The organism is Streptomyces sp. NPDC101152 (assembly GCF_044768275.1).
Classification (GTDB): Bacteria; Actinomycetota; Actinomycetes; order Streptomycetales; family Streptomycetaceae; genus Streptomyces.
In genome coordinates this window covers 18,242-32,572 of record NZ_JBIWPO010000066.1, presented here as the reverse complement: position 1 = coordinate 32,572, position 14,331 = coordinate 18,242, and the positions used below count along the sequence as shown (strand labels likewise).

13 protein-coding genes and 1 pseudogene are annotated in these 14,331 nt (G+C 71.4%); 5 read left to right on the top strand and 9 right to left on the bottom strand.

The genetic code is table 11. From position 1 onward, the window contains the following. Nucleotides 1-195 precede the first annotated feature (195 nt). A complete protein-coding gene (locus tag ACIRVK_RS41095; protein WP_404256532.1) occupies nucleotides 196-1,893 on the bottom strand; it encodes a purine-cytosine permease family protein in 1,698 nt (565 codons plus the stop codon). A 269-nt stretch (nucleotides 1,894-2,162) separates the two neighbouring features. Beyond that, nucleotides 2,163-3,245 carry a substrate-binding domain-containing protein gene (locus ACIRVK_RS41090; RefSeq protein WP_404256530.1) on the bottom strand — a complete coding sequence of 361 codons (1,083 nt, stop codon included), beginning with the start codon at nucleotides 3,243-3,245 and terminating at the stop codon, nucleotides 2,163-2,165. Between the two features lie 108 nt (nucleotides 3,246-3,353). On the opposite strand from ACIRVK_RS41090, the gene ACIRVK_RS41085 reads away from it, so the two are divergent. Beyond that, nucleotides 3,354-3,812, top strand: coding sequence for a MarR family winged helix-turn-helix transcriptional regulator (locus ACIRVK_RS41085; protein ID WP_404256528.1), 459 nt, complete (start codon nucleotides 3,354-3,356; stop codon nucleotides 3,810-3,812). A gap of 344 nt (nucleotides 3,813-4,156) precedes the next feature. Here the strand turns inward: ACIRVK_RS41085 and ACIRVK_RS41080 are convergent, their stop codons facing one another. Then, the gene (locus ACIRVK_RS41080) at nucleotides 4,157-5,890 is read right to left on the bottom strand and encodes a phosphatidylglycerol lysyltransferase domain-containing protein (RefSeq protein ID WP_404256536.1); all 1,734 of its coding nucleotides are present in this window, start codon (nucleotides 5,888-5,890) and stop codon (nucleotides 4,157-4,159) included. 142 nt (nucleotides 5,891-6,032) lie between these two features. Here ACIRVK_RS41080 and ACIRVK_RS41075 point away from each other — a divergent pair, with 142 nt between their 5' ends. Continuing rightward, the gene (locus ACIRVK_RS41075) at nucleotides 6,033-6,848 is read left to right on the top strand and encodes a hypothetical protein (protein ID WP_404256526.1); all 816 of its coding nucleotides are present in this window, start codon (nucleotides 6,033-6,035) and stop codon (nucleotides 6,846-6,848) included. On the opposite strand, the gene ACIRVK_RS41070 is transcribed toward ACIRVK_RS41075, so the two are convergent. Then, the gene (locus ACIRVK_RS41070) at nucleotides 6,800-8,611 is read right to left on the bottom strand and encodes a PQQ-binding-like beta-propeller repeat protein (RefSeq protein ID WP_404256524.1); all 1,812 of its coding nucleotides are present in this window, start codon (nucleotides 8,609-8,611) and stop codon (nucleotides 6,800-6,802) included. The genes ACIRVK_RS41075 and ACIRVK_RS41070 overlap by 49 nt on opposite strands. Before the next feature lie 93 nt (nucleotides 8,612-8,704). Here ACIRVK_RS41070 and ACIRVK_RS41065 point away from each other — a divergent pair, with 93 nt between their 5' ends. Next, nucleotides 8,705-9,745: a LacI family DNA-binding transcriptional regulator gene (locus tag ACIRVK_RS41065; RefSeq protein ID WP_404256522.1), complete on the top strand. Its 1,041-nt coding sequence runs from the start codon at nucleotides 8,705-8,707 to the stop codon at nucleotides 9,743-9,745. Nucleotides 9,746-9,890: 145 nt separating this feature from the next. After that, nucleotides 9,891-10,364, top strand: a complete 474-nt coding sequence (locus tag ACIRVK_RS41060; RefSeq protein WP_404256520.1) for a hypothetical protein — start codon at nucleotides 9,891-9,893, stop codon at nucleotides 10,362-10,364. Nucleotides 10,365-10,386: 22 nt separating this feature from the next. Here the strand turns inward: ACIRVK_RS41060 and ACIRVK_RS41055 are convergent, their stop codons facing one another. The 3 genes from ACIRVK_RS41055 to ACIRVK_RS41045 form a co-directional block, all read right to left on the bottom strand. Beyond that, on the bottom strand, nucleotides 10,387-11,094 hold the full coding sequence (locus ACIRVK_RS41055) for a B3/4 domain-containing protein (protein ID WP_404256518.1): 708 nt from the start codon (nucleotides 11,092-11,094) through the stop codon (nucleotides 10,387-10,389). 70 nt (nucleotides 11,095-11,164) lie between these two features. After that, complete coding sequence (locus ACIRVK_RS41050) at nucleotides 11,165-11,812, bottom strand: FMN-binding negative transcriptional regulator (RefSeq protein ID WP_404256516.1); 648 nt, start codon at nucleotides 11,810-11,812, stop codon at nucleotides 11,165-11,167. A 28-nt stretch (nucleotides 11,813-11,840) separates the two neighbouring features. Further along, nucleotides 11,841-12,677, bottom strand: coding sequence for an EamA family transporter (locus ACIRVK_RS41045; protein WP_404256514.1), 837 nt, complete (start codon nucleotides 12,675-12,677; stop codon nucleotides 11,841-11,843). 116 nt (nucleotides 12,678-12,793) lie between these two features. Here ACIRVK_RS41045 and ACIRVK_RS41040 point away from each other — a divergent pair, with 116 nt between their 5' ends. Continuing rightward, nucleotides 12,794-13,378, top strand: a complete 585-nt coding sequence (locus ACIRVK_RS41040) for a helix-turn-helix domain-containing protein (protein ID WP_404256512.1) — start codon at nucleotides 12,794-12,796, stop codon at nucleotides 13,376-13,378. A gap of 22 nt (nucleotides 13,379-13,400) precedes the next feature. Here ACIRVK_RS41040 and ACIRVK_RS41035 read toward each other — a convergent pair whose 3' ends face one another. Both ACIRVK_RS41035 and ACIRVK_RS41030 read right to left on the bottom strand, forming a co-directional pair. Continuing rightward, on the bottom strand, nucleotides 13,401-13,838 hold the full coding sequence (locus ACIRVK_RS41035) for a substrate-binding domain-containing protein (RefSeq protein ID WP_404256510.1): 438 nt from the start codon (nucleotides 13,836-13,838) through the stop codon (nucleotides 13,401-13,403). A 286-nt stretch (nucleotides 13,839-14,124) separates the two neighbouring features. Then, nucleotides 14,125-14,259 (bottom strand): annotated as a pseudogene (locus ACIRVK_RS41030) (LysR family transcriptional regulator); the annotation flags it as partial. Nucleotides 14,260-14,331 lie beyond the last annotated feature (72 nt).

Below are 14,331 nucleotides of genomic sequence, written 5' to 3'. Positions count from 1 at the left end.
GCGGCTACCGCACCCTTCCCCCCAGCACCCACACCCCGATCTACCTCATCGCCGTCACCGGCACCCCCATGACCATCACCACCACACAGATCCCGCCTCATCCGTGATCGCGAGCGCGCGCCGCTCAACGACGTCGGCTCCGGCTCCCGCTGCGAACGGGAGCCGGACCGACGTCGGACGGTCAGGTGACGGTGCTCAGTCCACGGAGCGGACGGTGGGCAGGGCGAGGACGACCGGTTCGGTACCGGAGCCGCTCTTGCAGGAGTCGTGGCAGTCCTTCTCCAGGCTGCAGCACAGGGAACAGATGGCCCCGGCGTGGAAGGGACAGTTCGCCACGTCCGGCCGTTCGAAGTCGGTGGTGCACACGGTGCAGGTCAGGTTGACCGCTGAGGGCAGTCCGTCCGTCCCGAGCAGCGGCTCCTCCAGGTCGTCGACGCGGGCGATGTAGTACTTGCCCTTGGTGAGCAGCGCGAACAGGGGCGAGAGGGCCATGGCCAGGAACAGCGCGATGAACGGTGAGTACGCCTTGCCGTAGTCGCCGAAGGCCTGGAAGTAGGCGGCGATGGAGACGGCGGAGGCGATGAGCATCGAGCCGAAGCCGACCGGGTTGAAGTTGTACAGGTGGGCGCGCTTGAACTCGATGTACGACGGGCTGAGCTTCAGCGGCTTGTTGATGACGAGGTCGGCGACGACCGCGCCGATCCAGGCGATGGCCACGTTGGAGTAGAAGCCGAGCACCGTGTTGAGGAAGCCGAACACACCGCCCTCCATGAGGGCCAGCGCGATACCGACGTTGAGGAAGATGTAGACGACCCGGCCGGGGTGGCGGTGGGTGAGCCGGGAGAAGAAGTTCGACCAGGACAGCGAACCCGAGTACGCGTTCGTCGAGTTGATCTTTATCTGGGAGAGGATAACGAAGAACGTCGCCAGGCCCAGCGCCACGGGTGCGGCGAAGGTCTTGAAGCCGTGGACGTACTGCTGGATGGGTTCGTTGGCCTTGGACAGGCCCACGCTGCCGGCGATGTAGAAGGCGAGGAAGGCGCCGCCGATCTGCTTGGCCGCGCCGAGCACCACCCAGCCCGGGCCGGCGGAGAGCACTGCGCCCCACCACTTCCTGCTGTTCTCGGGCGTCTTGTCGGGCATGAAGCGCAGGTAGTCCACCTGTTCACCGATCTGCGCGATGAGCGACAGGGCCACGCCCGCGCCCGCGCCGATGCCGAGCATGCTGATGCTGGAGCCGGTGGGGGAGTTGCCGGCGAAGTGCGTGAACTGGGAGAACTTGCCCGGCTCCTGGATGGCGATGGACACGAACGGCGCGACCATCAGCACCAGCCACACCGGCTGGGTCCACACCTGCATCTTGGACAGCGCCGTCATGCCGTAGATGACCAGCGGCAGGATGATCAGGGAGCAGATCAGATAGCCGACGGCGAGCGGGATGTGCAGACCCAACTCCAGCGCCTGCGCCATGATCGAGCCTTCGAGCGCGAAGAAGATGAAGGTGAAGCTGGCGTAGATGACCGAGGTGAGTGTGGACCCGAGGTAGCCGAAGCCCGCGCCCCGGGTCAACAGGTCCATGTCGATGGAGTACTTCGCCGAGTAGTACGAGATCGGTATGCCGGTCAGGAAGATGACCACCGCCGCGGCGAGGATCGCCACCATGGCGCTGGAGAAGCCGTTGGAGATGGCGATCGAGCCGCCGATGGCGAAGTCGGCGAGGTAGGCGATGCCGCCGAGTGCCGTGGTGGCCACCACATAGGGGGTCCAGCGGCGGAAGGACTTCGGCGCGTAGCGCAGCGAGTAGTCCTCCAACGTGTCGTTCTGCGCCCAGTTGTTGTACGTCCGTCCGCCCGTACTCGCCGGCGGTGCTTCCTTGTCGACGATTTCCGTCACGACATTCCCTCTTCCAAGCACTGGGGACGACCCGGGCGACGCCGGGCGATTGCACGGAAGAGTCACGCCGCTCTGTTTCTCGAACGTTTCGCTTCCTTTAAGGGAAAGGTCTTTAACGGGCCTTTGTTCGACGCGCGTAGATAGCGCACGAACAGGGACGGAGCGATTCGGGACGGGTGCAAGTCTGCATGCGACACAGCTCGCCCCACCAGATGCTTCCCGTAGAAAGTATTTCTGTGGCAAGGTAATGTCAACGGCGGGGAGCGGGGTCAGAGTTGGGTGACGATGTGGAAGTCGAAGGCGTCCGCACGTGCCAGGTAGAGCCGTTGGGCGAGATGGTTGCCGCGCAGCCGCAGCGCGCCGCGCGGCCCCTCGTAGGAGACGGTGTCGCCCACCGCGCACATCGCCCGCACGTCCAGCGACCGCGCCCGCTCGGCCAGCGCTGCCAGCAGACGCACCCCTTCGAAGCACGACTCGCCCAGACTGCCCACGACGGGAGCCTCCACGCCGAACCGGGCAGCGTAACGGGCGCTGAACGCCAGGCTCTCGGCGGTCGCGAGCGTCTCGAAGAAGCCGGCGGTGGCCCACAGCCCGTCGGTGGCGTCGGCGCCGGTGGCCAGCAGGATGTTCTCGTCCATGTGGGTGCTCAGCCGCAGGCACCGCTGATGCAGCCCGTACCCGGCGAACGCCCGGTTGAAGTGCGCGGCGTCGTCCCCGACCAGCAGCATCAGCGCGGCATCCGCCTCGCACCGCTCGATCCGTCGCAGCACGGGCCCGAAGTCACGCGTCCCCAGCGGTACGAAGACCTCGTCGCGCACCAGGCCGCCGCAGGCGCGGGCGTAGGCGCGCGCGGCGCGGGCGCTCACCCGCGGCCACACGTAGTCGTTGCCCACCGTGCACCAGCGTCGCGCGCCGCACGCCTCCGCCAACAGCCGCATCGCGGGCAGCAGTTGAGCGGGGTCGGTCTCGCCGGTCAGGAAGACGCCGGGGGTGTGCTCGCCGCCTTCGTACTGGGCGGTGTAGACGTACGGCACCCGGCCCGCGATCCGGGGAAGCAACGCCTGGCGCACCGCCGAGGTGTGCCAGCCCACCACTCCGTCGACGGCACCCAGCAGCACGAGGGCTTCGACCTCGGCCGCCACCTGCTCCGGCGGCGCTCCTCCGTCCACGGTGACCAGCCGGACCTCGCGATCCAGCACACCCCCGGCGGCGTTCAGTTCCTCGACGGCCAGTCGCGCGGCCAGTTCGCACGACGGGCCGAAGACACCGGCCGGTCCCTGCAGGGGGACGACCAGGGCCACGGCCAGCGTCGCGCGCGGGTCGCCGCTCCGTCTCGGCACCACCGGATACACAGACCACCTCCGTGAGGGTGTCGGGCGCGCGGATCCCATCCGGGCCCCGGCGCCCTCGCGGAGGCTCGTAATCTGTCCGACAGTAGACCGACCGGAAGGACACCGGCAATGCCGTCCCAACCCTCCTCACCGGACCTCGCCCACCTCCTCAGCCATGCCGAGCGGCGACTGGTGCACCGCCTGGCCGCGACCCTGGCCGAGGAGGACTGCACGGTGGAGGAGTGGCGGGTGCTGTCGGCGGTGGCCGACGGCGGGGGTCACGCCATGTCGGAGATCGCCGACCACGCCCTCATGCCACCGCCCAGCCTGACCAAGCTGGTCGACCGCATGGTGGCCGGCAACCTGGTCTACCGCCGGCCCGATCCGCACGATCGCCGCCGCGTCCTCGTGTACCTGAGCAGCCGGGGGCGCATCCTCCACCAACGAGCCGCCCACCGTGTCCACGCCGACCAGGTCCGGCTGCTCGACCGCCCTGGTGAGCTGCACGAACTCGCCCGGCTGCTGCCCCTGCTCACGGCCGCGGTCGACGACTTGCCCGCGGCGGCGCCCGTCGGGCCGCAGCACTGAAGCCATGCGCTCGGGGGCAGTCAGGGTGTCGGCGCCGGGAGAAGAGAAGCGCTCCGGGCTGCGGCCTCACCGGCCCGGCTCGCCACCGGCCCGGCTCGCCGATGGCCTCGGCGCTCGTCTCGGCCGCGTCCTTCGCGGGGCGGTAGGTGCCGCCCGGGCAGCCCGCGTCCCGCAGGACGAGGCCCTTGTCGTACAGGCGCCTGAGGATGGTGCACGGTGTTGTGGGCGAGGTCGCCGCCGAGCTGTTCCTGGACCTCGGCAGTGGACAGCGCGTCCCGGGTCGAGCGCGCCGGCGCTGCGGCGCCCGGGTCTGTTCGCGCCCGGCGGTGTGCCTGCCACGGCCGTCACCTCACGAGCTGCAGATCGTCGGCGCCGGAGTCCGTCTTCGGCTTCCGGCGTATGACGGCGGGCAGCCGCGGCGGTTCGAGGAAGCCCTCGGCGCGGGCGCCGGCCAGGCCGATGCGGAGCAGGTCACTCGACTTCTCGAACAACAGGAAGCGGGGCTCCCACACGGGCCGGTACTTGGCGTTGGCCCGGTAGAGGGACTCGATCTGCCACCAGCGGGAGAAGAACGACAGCACCGCACGCCAGGACCGCAGGACGGGTCCCGCGCCGAGACGGGCGCCGCGTTCGAAGACGGCGCGGAAGACGGCGAAGTTCAGCGACACCCGCGAGACGCCCAACTCGCCCGCGCGCAGCAGCAGTTCGACGATCATGAACTCGATCAGGCCGTTCTCGCAGTCCCGTTCGCGGCGCATCAGGTCGAGGGACAGGCCGCGTTCGCCCCACGGCACGAAGCTGAGCAGGGCTCGCGGCTGACCGTCGGCGTCGCGGCACTCCAGCATCACGCAGCAGCCGTCGCCCGGGTCGCCGAGCCGGCCGAGGGCCATGGAGAAGCCGCGCTCGGTGGCGCCGTCCCGCCACTCGTCGGCCTTGGCGATCAGGGCCGCCATCTCGTCGTCGGGGATGTCGCCGTGCCGGCGGATGCGGACGGTGTACCCGGCCCGCCGGACCCGGTTGTGCGCCTGCCGCACGACCCGCATCGCCCGCCCGTCGAGGGAGAAGGCGTCCACCTCGACGATGGCCTCGTCACCCAGCTCCAGGGCGTCCAGACCATGGCGGGCGTAGATGATCCCCGCTTCCTCGCTCGCTCCCATCACGGCCGGGGTCCAGGCATGCCGGCGGGCCTCGGCCAGCCAGGCCTCGATCGCGCCGGGCCAGGCCTCGGGGTCGCCGATCGGGTCGCCGGAGGCGAGGGTGACTCCGCCCAGCACGCGGTAGGTGACGGCGGCCTTGCCGGTGGGGGAGAAGACGGCGGCCTTGTCGCGGCGCAGGGCGAAGTAGCCGAGCGAGTCCCGTTCGCCGTGCCGGTCCAGCAGCTCACGCAGCCGGCGCTCGTCCTCTTCGCAGAGCAGCGCGGTGCCGCGCGGAGTGCGGAAGCAGGCGTACAGGACGAGGACGAAGGCCGCCGCGGTCAGGGCGTTGATGACGATGTCCACCCACCGGGGCGCGGACACGCTGTCGAGTTGGTCGGCGAGGGGCCCGATGCTGACGCTGCGCAGGAGCGCGTACGCGATCCGGTCGCCCAGCGGAGCGCCGGTGATGCGGTTGGTGGCGCTGACGAGCAGGGTGCCGACCGCGCCGCAGACCAGGAGCCCACCGAGGCCCACGGCGACGGCCAGCCGCGGGTTGGACCGGTCGCCCACCGCGGTGAACTCCGTACGCCCGAGCAGCAGCGCGCCCACGAAGAGGCCGGTCACCGCGGTGGAGGCCCAGTTGAAGAGGTGCTCGCCGTAAGGGTCCTGGCTCAGGGCGAGGGCGTAGAGCAGGAACAGCGGTCCGGCGAGCAGGAGGTTGAAGACCCAGGCGGCCCGCTTGCGGCGCCGCATCACCACGGCGAGCCACAGCGCGAGCGCCGCCGACACCAGGCCCGCGGTCGCCAGGTACGGGGTGAAGTACTCACCCGCGTTGTGCTCGTGGACCTCGTCGCGGAACGGCACGGACACCACCGCCGCCAGATTGAACAGGGCGAGCAGCCGCAAGTACCAGACGGTCGCCGCGGCTGCCCGCGGTGCCATCCGGTTCGTACTGCGCTCCTGGACAGTCTGCTTCGGTTTGTCCACTGCCGTTCCCACTCCTCTCCATCACCCTACAACTCGTAGGGTTTGCCGATGTGGATCGATCCGGTGAACATTTGCCGCTTTCCGGGCGTACTCATCGGTGCGGCGAGCGATCGGAGGTGCGGGCTCATGGCCGTCGACGACCGACACATCCGGACCCGGCAGATCCAGGACCTCACCCTGCGGCATCCGGGCGGCACTCCGTGTCGCGCTCGGCGCGGGTCTGCTGTGGCGGCGCACCGCCCGTCCGGCCCTGGCCCTCTCGGCTCTGTGGGCCCTCGGGGTGTGGACCGTCGGCGAGGGCTTCGGCGGCCTGTTCATGGGCGGCAGCGATCTGCTGACCGGTGCCCCGGGCGCAGCCCTGCTCTACGCGCTGATCGCCCTGACACTGTGGTCCCGCCCCGACCGCTGCGGGCCGAGCATCGCGGACGGCGGCCTCCTGGGTGGGGCGGTGGCGCGTTGGGCGTGGCTGATTCTGTGGGTGGGCACGGCCGCGCTGGAACTGGAGCCCGCCGCCCAGGTGCCTGCCGCCCAGCTGTCCAATACCGGCGAGGGCGAGCCGGCCGTGGTCGCTGCCGTCAACCACGCGGTCGGCGGGCTGATCAGCGGGTGGGCCGCCGTGTTCGTCGTCGTCCTCGGGCTGCTCCAGTTCGCCATCGGCGTGGGAGTCCTGACCCCGCGCACGCGCCGCATGGCACTGGCGGCCGGCATCGCGCTGGCGGTCGCCACCGGCCTCTTCGGCCAGGACCTCGGCGGACTCCTCACCGGCCACGCCACCGACCCCGGCACCGGCCCTCCCATGGTGCTGTTCGCGCTGACCCTGTGGCCGCGCGCGAACATCCTCACCGAGCTGTCACCGAGTGTTGCTCATGCACCATCGCCTAGGTCTGCCGTTTCCGGGGTGGGGCGGGTCTGAGCGGTGCCGATGTGGGTCGGGGCCGTGGTCTGGGACCCGAAGAGGACCAGGTAGGGGAGGGACTCGGCCGGATCGCCGCCGATGAGCCGGCGGCTACGGGGGCTGGTGAGCGCGAGCAGGGGTGAGGCCCTGAGACGAGCGGCAGCGGCGAGACCGGGCAGGTTGCGGCGGACGATCTCGGCAGCGCTGAAGCGCGCGAGCTGTCCGCGCGTGCGAATGCTGACGGCGGTCGGCTCGCTCCTTGGACCGGCGGCCAGCCAGCGCCGTACGGGGTCCCAGCGGGGGACCAGGAAACCCACCGACAGCGGGGGCCATGAGCGGGTTTCGACGGCGTTGGCGTGCCAGTGCTGGAAGGCGCCCGTGTGCAGGTCGACGCCGAAGCGGACCGGGGTGCCCTCTTCGTAGAAGCGAGACCCGTACTCCGCCACGGCGATGCGGCGCTGACCGACGTGGACCACGTGGAAGGAGCCGTCCTCACCGCCGTCGGCGCGCTGCGCCCGCTCCAGTCCGTGCAGGAAGGGGCGGCCGAGGCGCCCGGGCGGCTCCGCTGCCCGGCCCGTCTCGCGGAAGACCGTGAGCCCCACATCGCAGTGGGCCGGAAAAGGGCGACCGCTTGTGAGCCGGGGGGACGCCGACGGGCTGACCGCCCCGTCGGTGGCCCTCAGCGTGCGGATCCCCATGCTGTCCGTCACATGCACCAGGCCGGCGTGGACGGCGAGGAGTTGCTTCAGGTCCAGCTGGGTGTGCCCAGCGGCCGGATACCGCCAGCGTACGGATCCGTCGGCCGCGGACAGCGCCCGCAGATGGGCACCGGGCCCGGGACCGTGCTCCAGGAGGTACAGGGTGTCACCGTCGACGAGCAGTTCATGGCCGTGACCGTGCAGGTCGCGGCGCCACAGCGGCGCGCCGGTGGCGGCCCGGAAGGCGGCGAGCGTCCCGCTGACGCGGACGCACAGCACACCACCCGCCAGCACAGCGCCGTGCACGAAACCCTTCACGGGGGCGCCCTTTCGGGAGCGCACCGCGGGCCGCCGCCAACGCGGCTGCCCGGTGGCGACGTCGAACGCCCGCACGCCGCCCCCGCTCACGCCGATCACGAGGCCCGCGTCACGGTCCACGCACAGCCGGGCCTCCCCGGCGCCCCGCCAGGTCCTCGACCGCCACCGTCTGCTGCCGTCGGCCGGGTCACGGGCGACGATCCACCGCCAGCCGACGGAGAACTCCGGGTGGGGCCGGGTCCAGGAGTCGTCGTAGTACGGCACGTCGGACCGTTGGACGACGACGCGGCCGGAATCCTCGACGACCGCGACCTCATACCGGGTCTCACCCCCGTAGCTGTCGATACTGACGTACGCACGGGTCCACTCCCGCGTGACCGTGAACAGTCGGCCGCCCGGGGCGGCGGTGCTGACGGAGATGGCCGCCGACTGACGGGCGTCCACGGCGGCGCGGCCGGGACCGATCACACCCGGCAACTGCCACACGGGGGTGCCGTCACTGACACGGATGCCATGCAGGTTCCTGTCGTGGTCCAGGAAGGCGATGATCTCCGCGGTGCCGCCGAGAGGGGACGCCGGCCGGGGGAGAGGGCGGGACCACAGGGTCCGGCTGGTGGCCGGGTCCAGGGCGAGGACCTGCGCACCGCCCGGATGCCGGTCGTCGTCACACACGGCGACCAGGGCCCCGCCGCGGAACTGCGCCGAGAGCATCCGGTGCGTCGGGGTGTCCGGCCGCCACGTCCATGGGGTGGGAGGCTGGGGCATGGGTCAACTCCTCCTGGGGCAGGCGGATGCGACCGCCGGTGAGAATGGGACCGTCAGGCACACGGATCGGGAGCGGGGCGACGGGTGGCGGGTATGACGGACGAGAGCGGTCCGGTGACGTTGCAGGGGATCGCCGGGCGGCTGGGGCTGCACGTCTCGACGGTTTCGCGGGTGCTGAACGGCCCGGCAGGAGAGAAGGGCCGGGCCGCGTCGGGTGAGACGGCGCGCCGGATCCGGGAACTGGCCGACGAACTGGGTTACCGGCCCAACCCGCACGCCACAAGCCTCCGCACCCGCCGCAGCAACCTCGTCGGCGTGCTCTTCCCACGGCTGTCGGAGATCGTGGTCGCCACCATCTACGAAGGCATCGAGGAGGAGGCCACCGAGCACGGGCTGTCCACCTTCGTCACCAACACCCACGACGATCCGACCGTGCAGCGCGAGCGCATCGCGATGGTGCTCGGCCGCCGGGTGGACGGGCTGATCATCGGCGACGCGCACCTGGACGGCGCGGCGCTCAGCGATCCGGCACTGCAGCGAACCCCGTTCGTCCTCGTCAACCGCCGTGCCGGAACCGACCATCCGTCCGTGACCTGCGACGACCACCTGGGGGGGAGGCTGGTGGCCGAGCACTTCCTTGCCCTGGGACACCGGCAGGTCGCGGTCATCGCCGGAGAGCCGTTCGCCAGCACCGGAGCGGACCGCACCGCAGGCTTCCTCGACCGCTATCGTGAGGCCGGCCTGCCCCTGCCCGCCGACCGCGTCCGTCACTGCGGTTTCGACACGAGCGGTGGACGGCAGGCGGCCCTCGCCCTGCTCAGCCACCCGGAGCGGCCGACCGCCGTCTTCGCCGTCAACGACCTCGCCGCGATCGGCGTGGTCGGCGCCGCCCGCGACCTCGGCCTGCAGCTCGGACGGGACCTGGCCCTCGCCGGCTTCAACGACACGCCATTGGCGGCCGAACTGCCCGTTCCCCTCACCAGCGTCCGCTCGCCCATGGCGGAGCTCGGCAGGATCGCCGTACGCCAGCTCCTGCTCAGCATCGCCGGCGAACCCGCGACCTCGCAGCGACTGCGCCCCGAACTCATGGCCCGGGCCTCCACGGGCGCCCCGATCGGACCGCCCCTCGCCTGACCCCGCCCAGCCCGTCATCGCCTCCGTCACCCTCCCCACTTCGGGTTGTTCTACCCAAACGATTGCGCCAAACGTTTGGGTAAGTCAATATGCGGAAGTCAGCGCCGAGTTGAGTCTGTTGCGCAGATCCCTGCGGGAGGTAGAAATGCCGATCCTTCGCACCCGTCGCACCGCGCTGCCGGCGATGGCGGTGGTGGGCGCGCTGTTGAGCGGATGCGGCGCCGGCGCGGACACCGCCACGGAACCGCTGAAGCATCCGTGCACACTCCTCACCCCCGCGGAAGGCAAAGCCGTCCTGCGGCAGTCGCCGGGAACCGGCAAGGAGATCGTGAACGGCGACGTGAGCGAGTGCGCCTACCAGGAGGCGGAGCTCTACGTCGCCGTGGCGCACGCGCCGTACACGAGGAAGTCGTTCCTGGACGTCGTCCACCGCACCAGAAGCAAGAGCGCCGCCGTGCGGGAAGCCGGCCTCGGCGACGCCGCGTACAGCTTCCGCGAGGTGGGCCACCAGCTCGCCCTCTTCGACATGCTCAAGGGCGACCGGCTCGTCCAGATCAGCTCGCCCACCGTCGCCACGAGCAGACAGACGGCTCAAGCCGTCCTCCGGCGCCTGCCCTGATCGACGTTCCGCTCGCCCGGACTCAGGCGGTGGCCAGGGGTTGTGCGGGACTCAGGAAGGACACGGCGGTGCTGTCGGCGTGCGGGGCGAGCAGGCCCTGCAGTTCGTCGGCGGCGATCTTGACGAGGTCGCCGTCGCGGTCGGCGTGGAGGGTCTCGAGCATGAAGGCGACGTGGGTGGAGTCCTCGGTGACGCGGGTGCGGTGGGCGTCGCGGTGGTTCCAGTGCCGGGTCAGGACGCCGGTGGTGTCGGCGTAGATGATCTCGCCGGGCTTGGGGTGCTCGACGGTGTCGGGTTCGCCGAGCGGCGTGAAGGCTTCGGTGCCGTCGGCGTGGCGGATGTCGACGTCGCCGGTGACGTGGTCGAGGTCGAAGGCGCCGGCGGGCAGGGCGTGGCGGATGGAGACGGCGTTGTAGGAGTCGACGGCCGGGTTGATGCGCGGAAGGCTCCCCTTCTTCGCGAGGCGGCGGCCGAGTGCGTCGACGCTGGGGCGGATGCGGCGGGGGTTGGTGCCGAAGGAGCGGTAGGCGGTGTGCCAGGCCTCGATGCGGGGGTCGCTCTCGTCGGCGGGGCGCCAGCTGTCGTCGGCGAGCTGTCGCTCCAGTTCCTCCACGGCGGCGGCGGTGTGCGGCCAGGATTCGCGGCCGCGCAGGCCGGTGGCGGTGACCAGGGCGATCAGGGTGTCGGGGAAGGCGTCGGCGACGGCGGGGGTGATGCGGAAGGCGGGCATGGGAGGCGTTTTCCGTTTCCTGGGGCGGGGCGGGGCGGGGCGGGGCGGGGCGGGGTGGGGGCGGTCAGGACTAGGGCTTCCAGGGACCGATGCGGTCCAGGCGGCGCAGTTGCTGGCGTGCGGTGGGCACGTCCAGACCCTCGCTCCGCCCGGTGAGGCGCTCGGCGACGGTGCTGCGGTGTTCGACGGGTTTGTGGTCGTCGTACTTGAACTTGGCTTGCACGTCGGTGACTTGGAGGTGCAGCCCGCGGATGCCCGACAGTATCCGGCCGTAGGGCGGCTGGTCGACCGCGACGGGTGCGTGGTCGCCGTCGGGCTGGAAGTGGGCGAGCTGACGGCGCAGCAGTTCGGCCTTGGCCTCGGGTTCGTCGACGATCTCGGCGCGGCAGGTGAACTGGACGGTGGCGTAGTAGCTGGTGGGGACGCCGTCGGTGGGCGGGGTGCCGGGCTGGGCGCGCCAGGGGCCCGGGATGAAGGCGTAGTCGCCGATGACGGTGAGGACGACGTTCGGGTCGTGCTCGATCGCCTTCCAGATGGGGTTGGGCTGGGCGAGGTGGACCAGGAGACGGGGTCCGTCGCAGGTGAAGTGGGTGGGGACGACCATGGGCGGGTTGCCGGGCAGGCCGTTGACGCTGAGCTGCCCGAAGTCGTGGCCGTCGGCGATCCAGGTCTGCCACTCGGCCTCGTCCAGGCCGGCGTCCCAGGGGTGGACCAGCATGCGCTTCTCCTTGGTCGTACGGGTTCGCTCAGGTCAGGGCGAGGAGGCTGACGGCGACGGCGGCGGTTCCCAGGCCGACGAGCTGGCCGCGGTGGATGCGTTCGGCGAGTACCCCGCGGGCCAGCAGGACGGTGCCGGTCGGGTAGAGGGCGGTGACGACGGCGACGACGGTGAGGTCCCCACTGCGGGCGGCGAGCAGGAACAGCAGGTTCGCCGCCGAGTCCAGCACACCGGCGGCCGCCGACAGCGCGTAGGCCGGCCGCTCGGGGCCCAGCCTGCGGTGCATCAGTCCGGCCGCGGTCAGGGTGACGGCGGAGGAGGCGGCCCGGCCCACGATCAGCGGAGCGACCCCGCTGTCGGACGGCGCCTGGTGCAGGAAGACCAACTGCAGGGCGATGGCGGCGCCCGCGCCGAAGGCCAGCAGCAGCGCCGTACGGGAGGGGCGGGCCGAGCCCGCGCCGTCCCCGGCGCTGACCAGGACCACCGCCACCAGCGCGAGCGGCAGCCCCACCACCCCGGCGGAGGTCAGATGCTCGCCCTGCAGGAGTCCGACGCCGACGGGCAGCGCGGCGGACACCAGCGCGGTCACCGGGGAGAGCACGTTCATCGGGCCGATCGCCAGGGTGCGGTAGAGCAGGGCGAACGCGGCGGCCGAGGCGACGCCCGAGGCGGCACCCCACCCCAGGGATCCGGGGCTGAAGGCCGCGCCGAGCAGCGGCCACAGCAGCAGCTCGACCGCGAGACTGGCCGGGGCGGCGACCATCACGGTGCGCTGCACATGGGCCCTCCGGGCGCCGAGACCCCCCAGGAAGTCGGCGCATCCGTACGCGAGGGAGCTGCCCAGGGCCAGCAGCAGAGCGATCACGGCACCATCCCTTAACCTTCAGTGGAACGACCACACCGTACAGCGAACCGACCAAAGGCCACAATCGATCGACCGTGCGGTGCATTGGAACGTCCGGCCATGGAGAAGGTGACCAGGTGGTGGAGACAGCCGCAGCCCTGCGGACCGTCGCGCACAACGTCCGGGCGGCGCGCATCCGTGCGGGCCTGTCCCTGGACGAACTCAGCCGCCGTGCCCAGGTCAGCAAGGGCGCGCTGGTGGGACTGGAGAAGGCCCAGGGCAACCCCAACCTGGCCACGCTGGTCCGGCTGGCCGACACCCTGGGCATCTCGGTGTCCGCCCTGATGCAGGGACCGTCGGAAGGACGCGTACGGATCGTGGCCGTCGACACCGTGGCCCCACTCTGGACGGGCGAGCGGGGCGGCGAGGCCCGCCTCATGCTGACGACCTCGGGTCCGGCTCCCGTCGAGGTCTGGCGCTGGCGACTGGAACCGGGCGAGGACTATCCCAGCCACCCCCACCAGGCCGGGGTCGTGGAGACCGTCAGCGTCACCTCCGGCCGCATGGTCCTGGTCGTCGACGGCAGCGAGCACACCGTAGAGGCCGGCCAGACCGCGACCTTCGACGGCGACACCCCGCACACCTACCGCGGCGCCGGCACCGAGACCTGCCACCTCGTCATGACGGTGCACCTTCCACCCGGACCGGCGCCGACGCCCTGACCCGCGGCCGTCCCACCCCCCTCTACCGGGCAGCGGCCTCCACGGCGGCGTCCAGGAACCGGCGGCCGAGGGTCCGCTGCCCGTCGGGCAGGTACACGAGAGAGACCGGGCTGGGCGGCGCATGGGTGAGCGGCACGAAGCGGACCGCGGGATGTCGCGTACGTCGTCGCGCGAACTCCGGGACGATGCCGATGCCGCGGTTGGCGGCGACGGACTCCAGCCACTCGTCGTAGTTGGCCGTCTCGATGATCCGCTCCGGGCGCTGCTCCGCCGGCCACGACCACGGGCCGGTGGTTCCGCTGACCGTGTTGACGACCAGGGGCCAGTGCTGGACGTCCGCACAGTCCAGATGCTCGAAGCGGGTCAGGTCGGAGTGCTCCGAGCAGACAGCGATGCGCGGTTCGTCGAACGGGTGCAAGGTGCGCGTCGCGCGGGGCGCGTCGAACTCGCCCCGCACCACCGCGATGTCGAGCGTGCGCTGGCGCAGCGCTTGCAGGGGGTGCGTCGGTTCGGGTCGGGGTGACGGGTGTTCCCGTGGTCTCCTCGAAGCGGCTGACGGTCCGCTGCGTCCAGGGGGCGGGCAGCAGCCAGCTGAACCCGAGACGAAGGGTGACACCACGGCTCGCGACGGCGAATGCCTGGTCCAGGGTCGCCAGGGCCCGCTCGACCTGGACGAGGAACTCCGCGCCGGTGTCGGTCAGTTCGACATGCCGTGAGGACCGGTCGAGCAGCCGGACACCCAGATGGCCCTCCAACTGCGCGATCGTACGGCTCGGCGCCGGCTGCGTGGTCAGCAGTTCCTCCGCGGCACGGGAGAAGGAGCGGTGGCGCGCCACGGACGTGAAGGCCCGCAGATGCCGGAGCTCGACGTCCACGCTCATGGCCTTCCTTTCGCCGCGTCCATGCCGGGCGTGCATGGCGGCAGCCTAACCGGACGCGGACCGGCGCCGGGC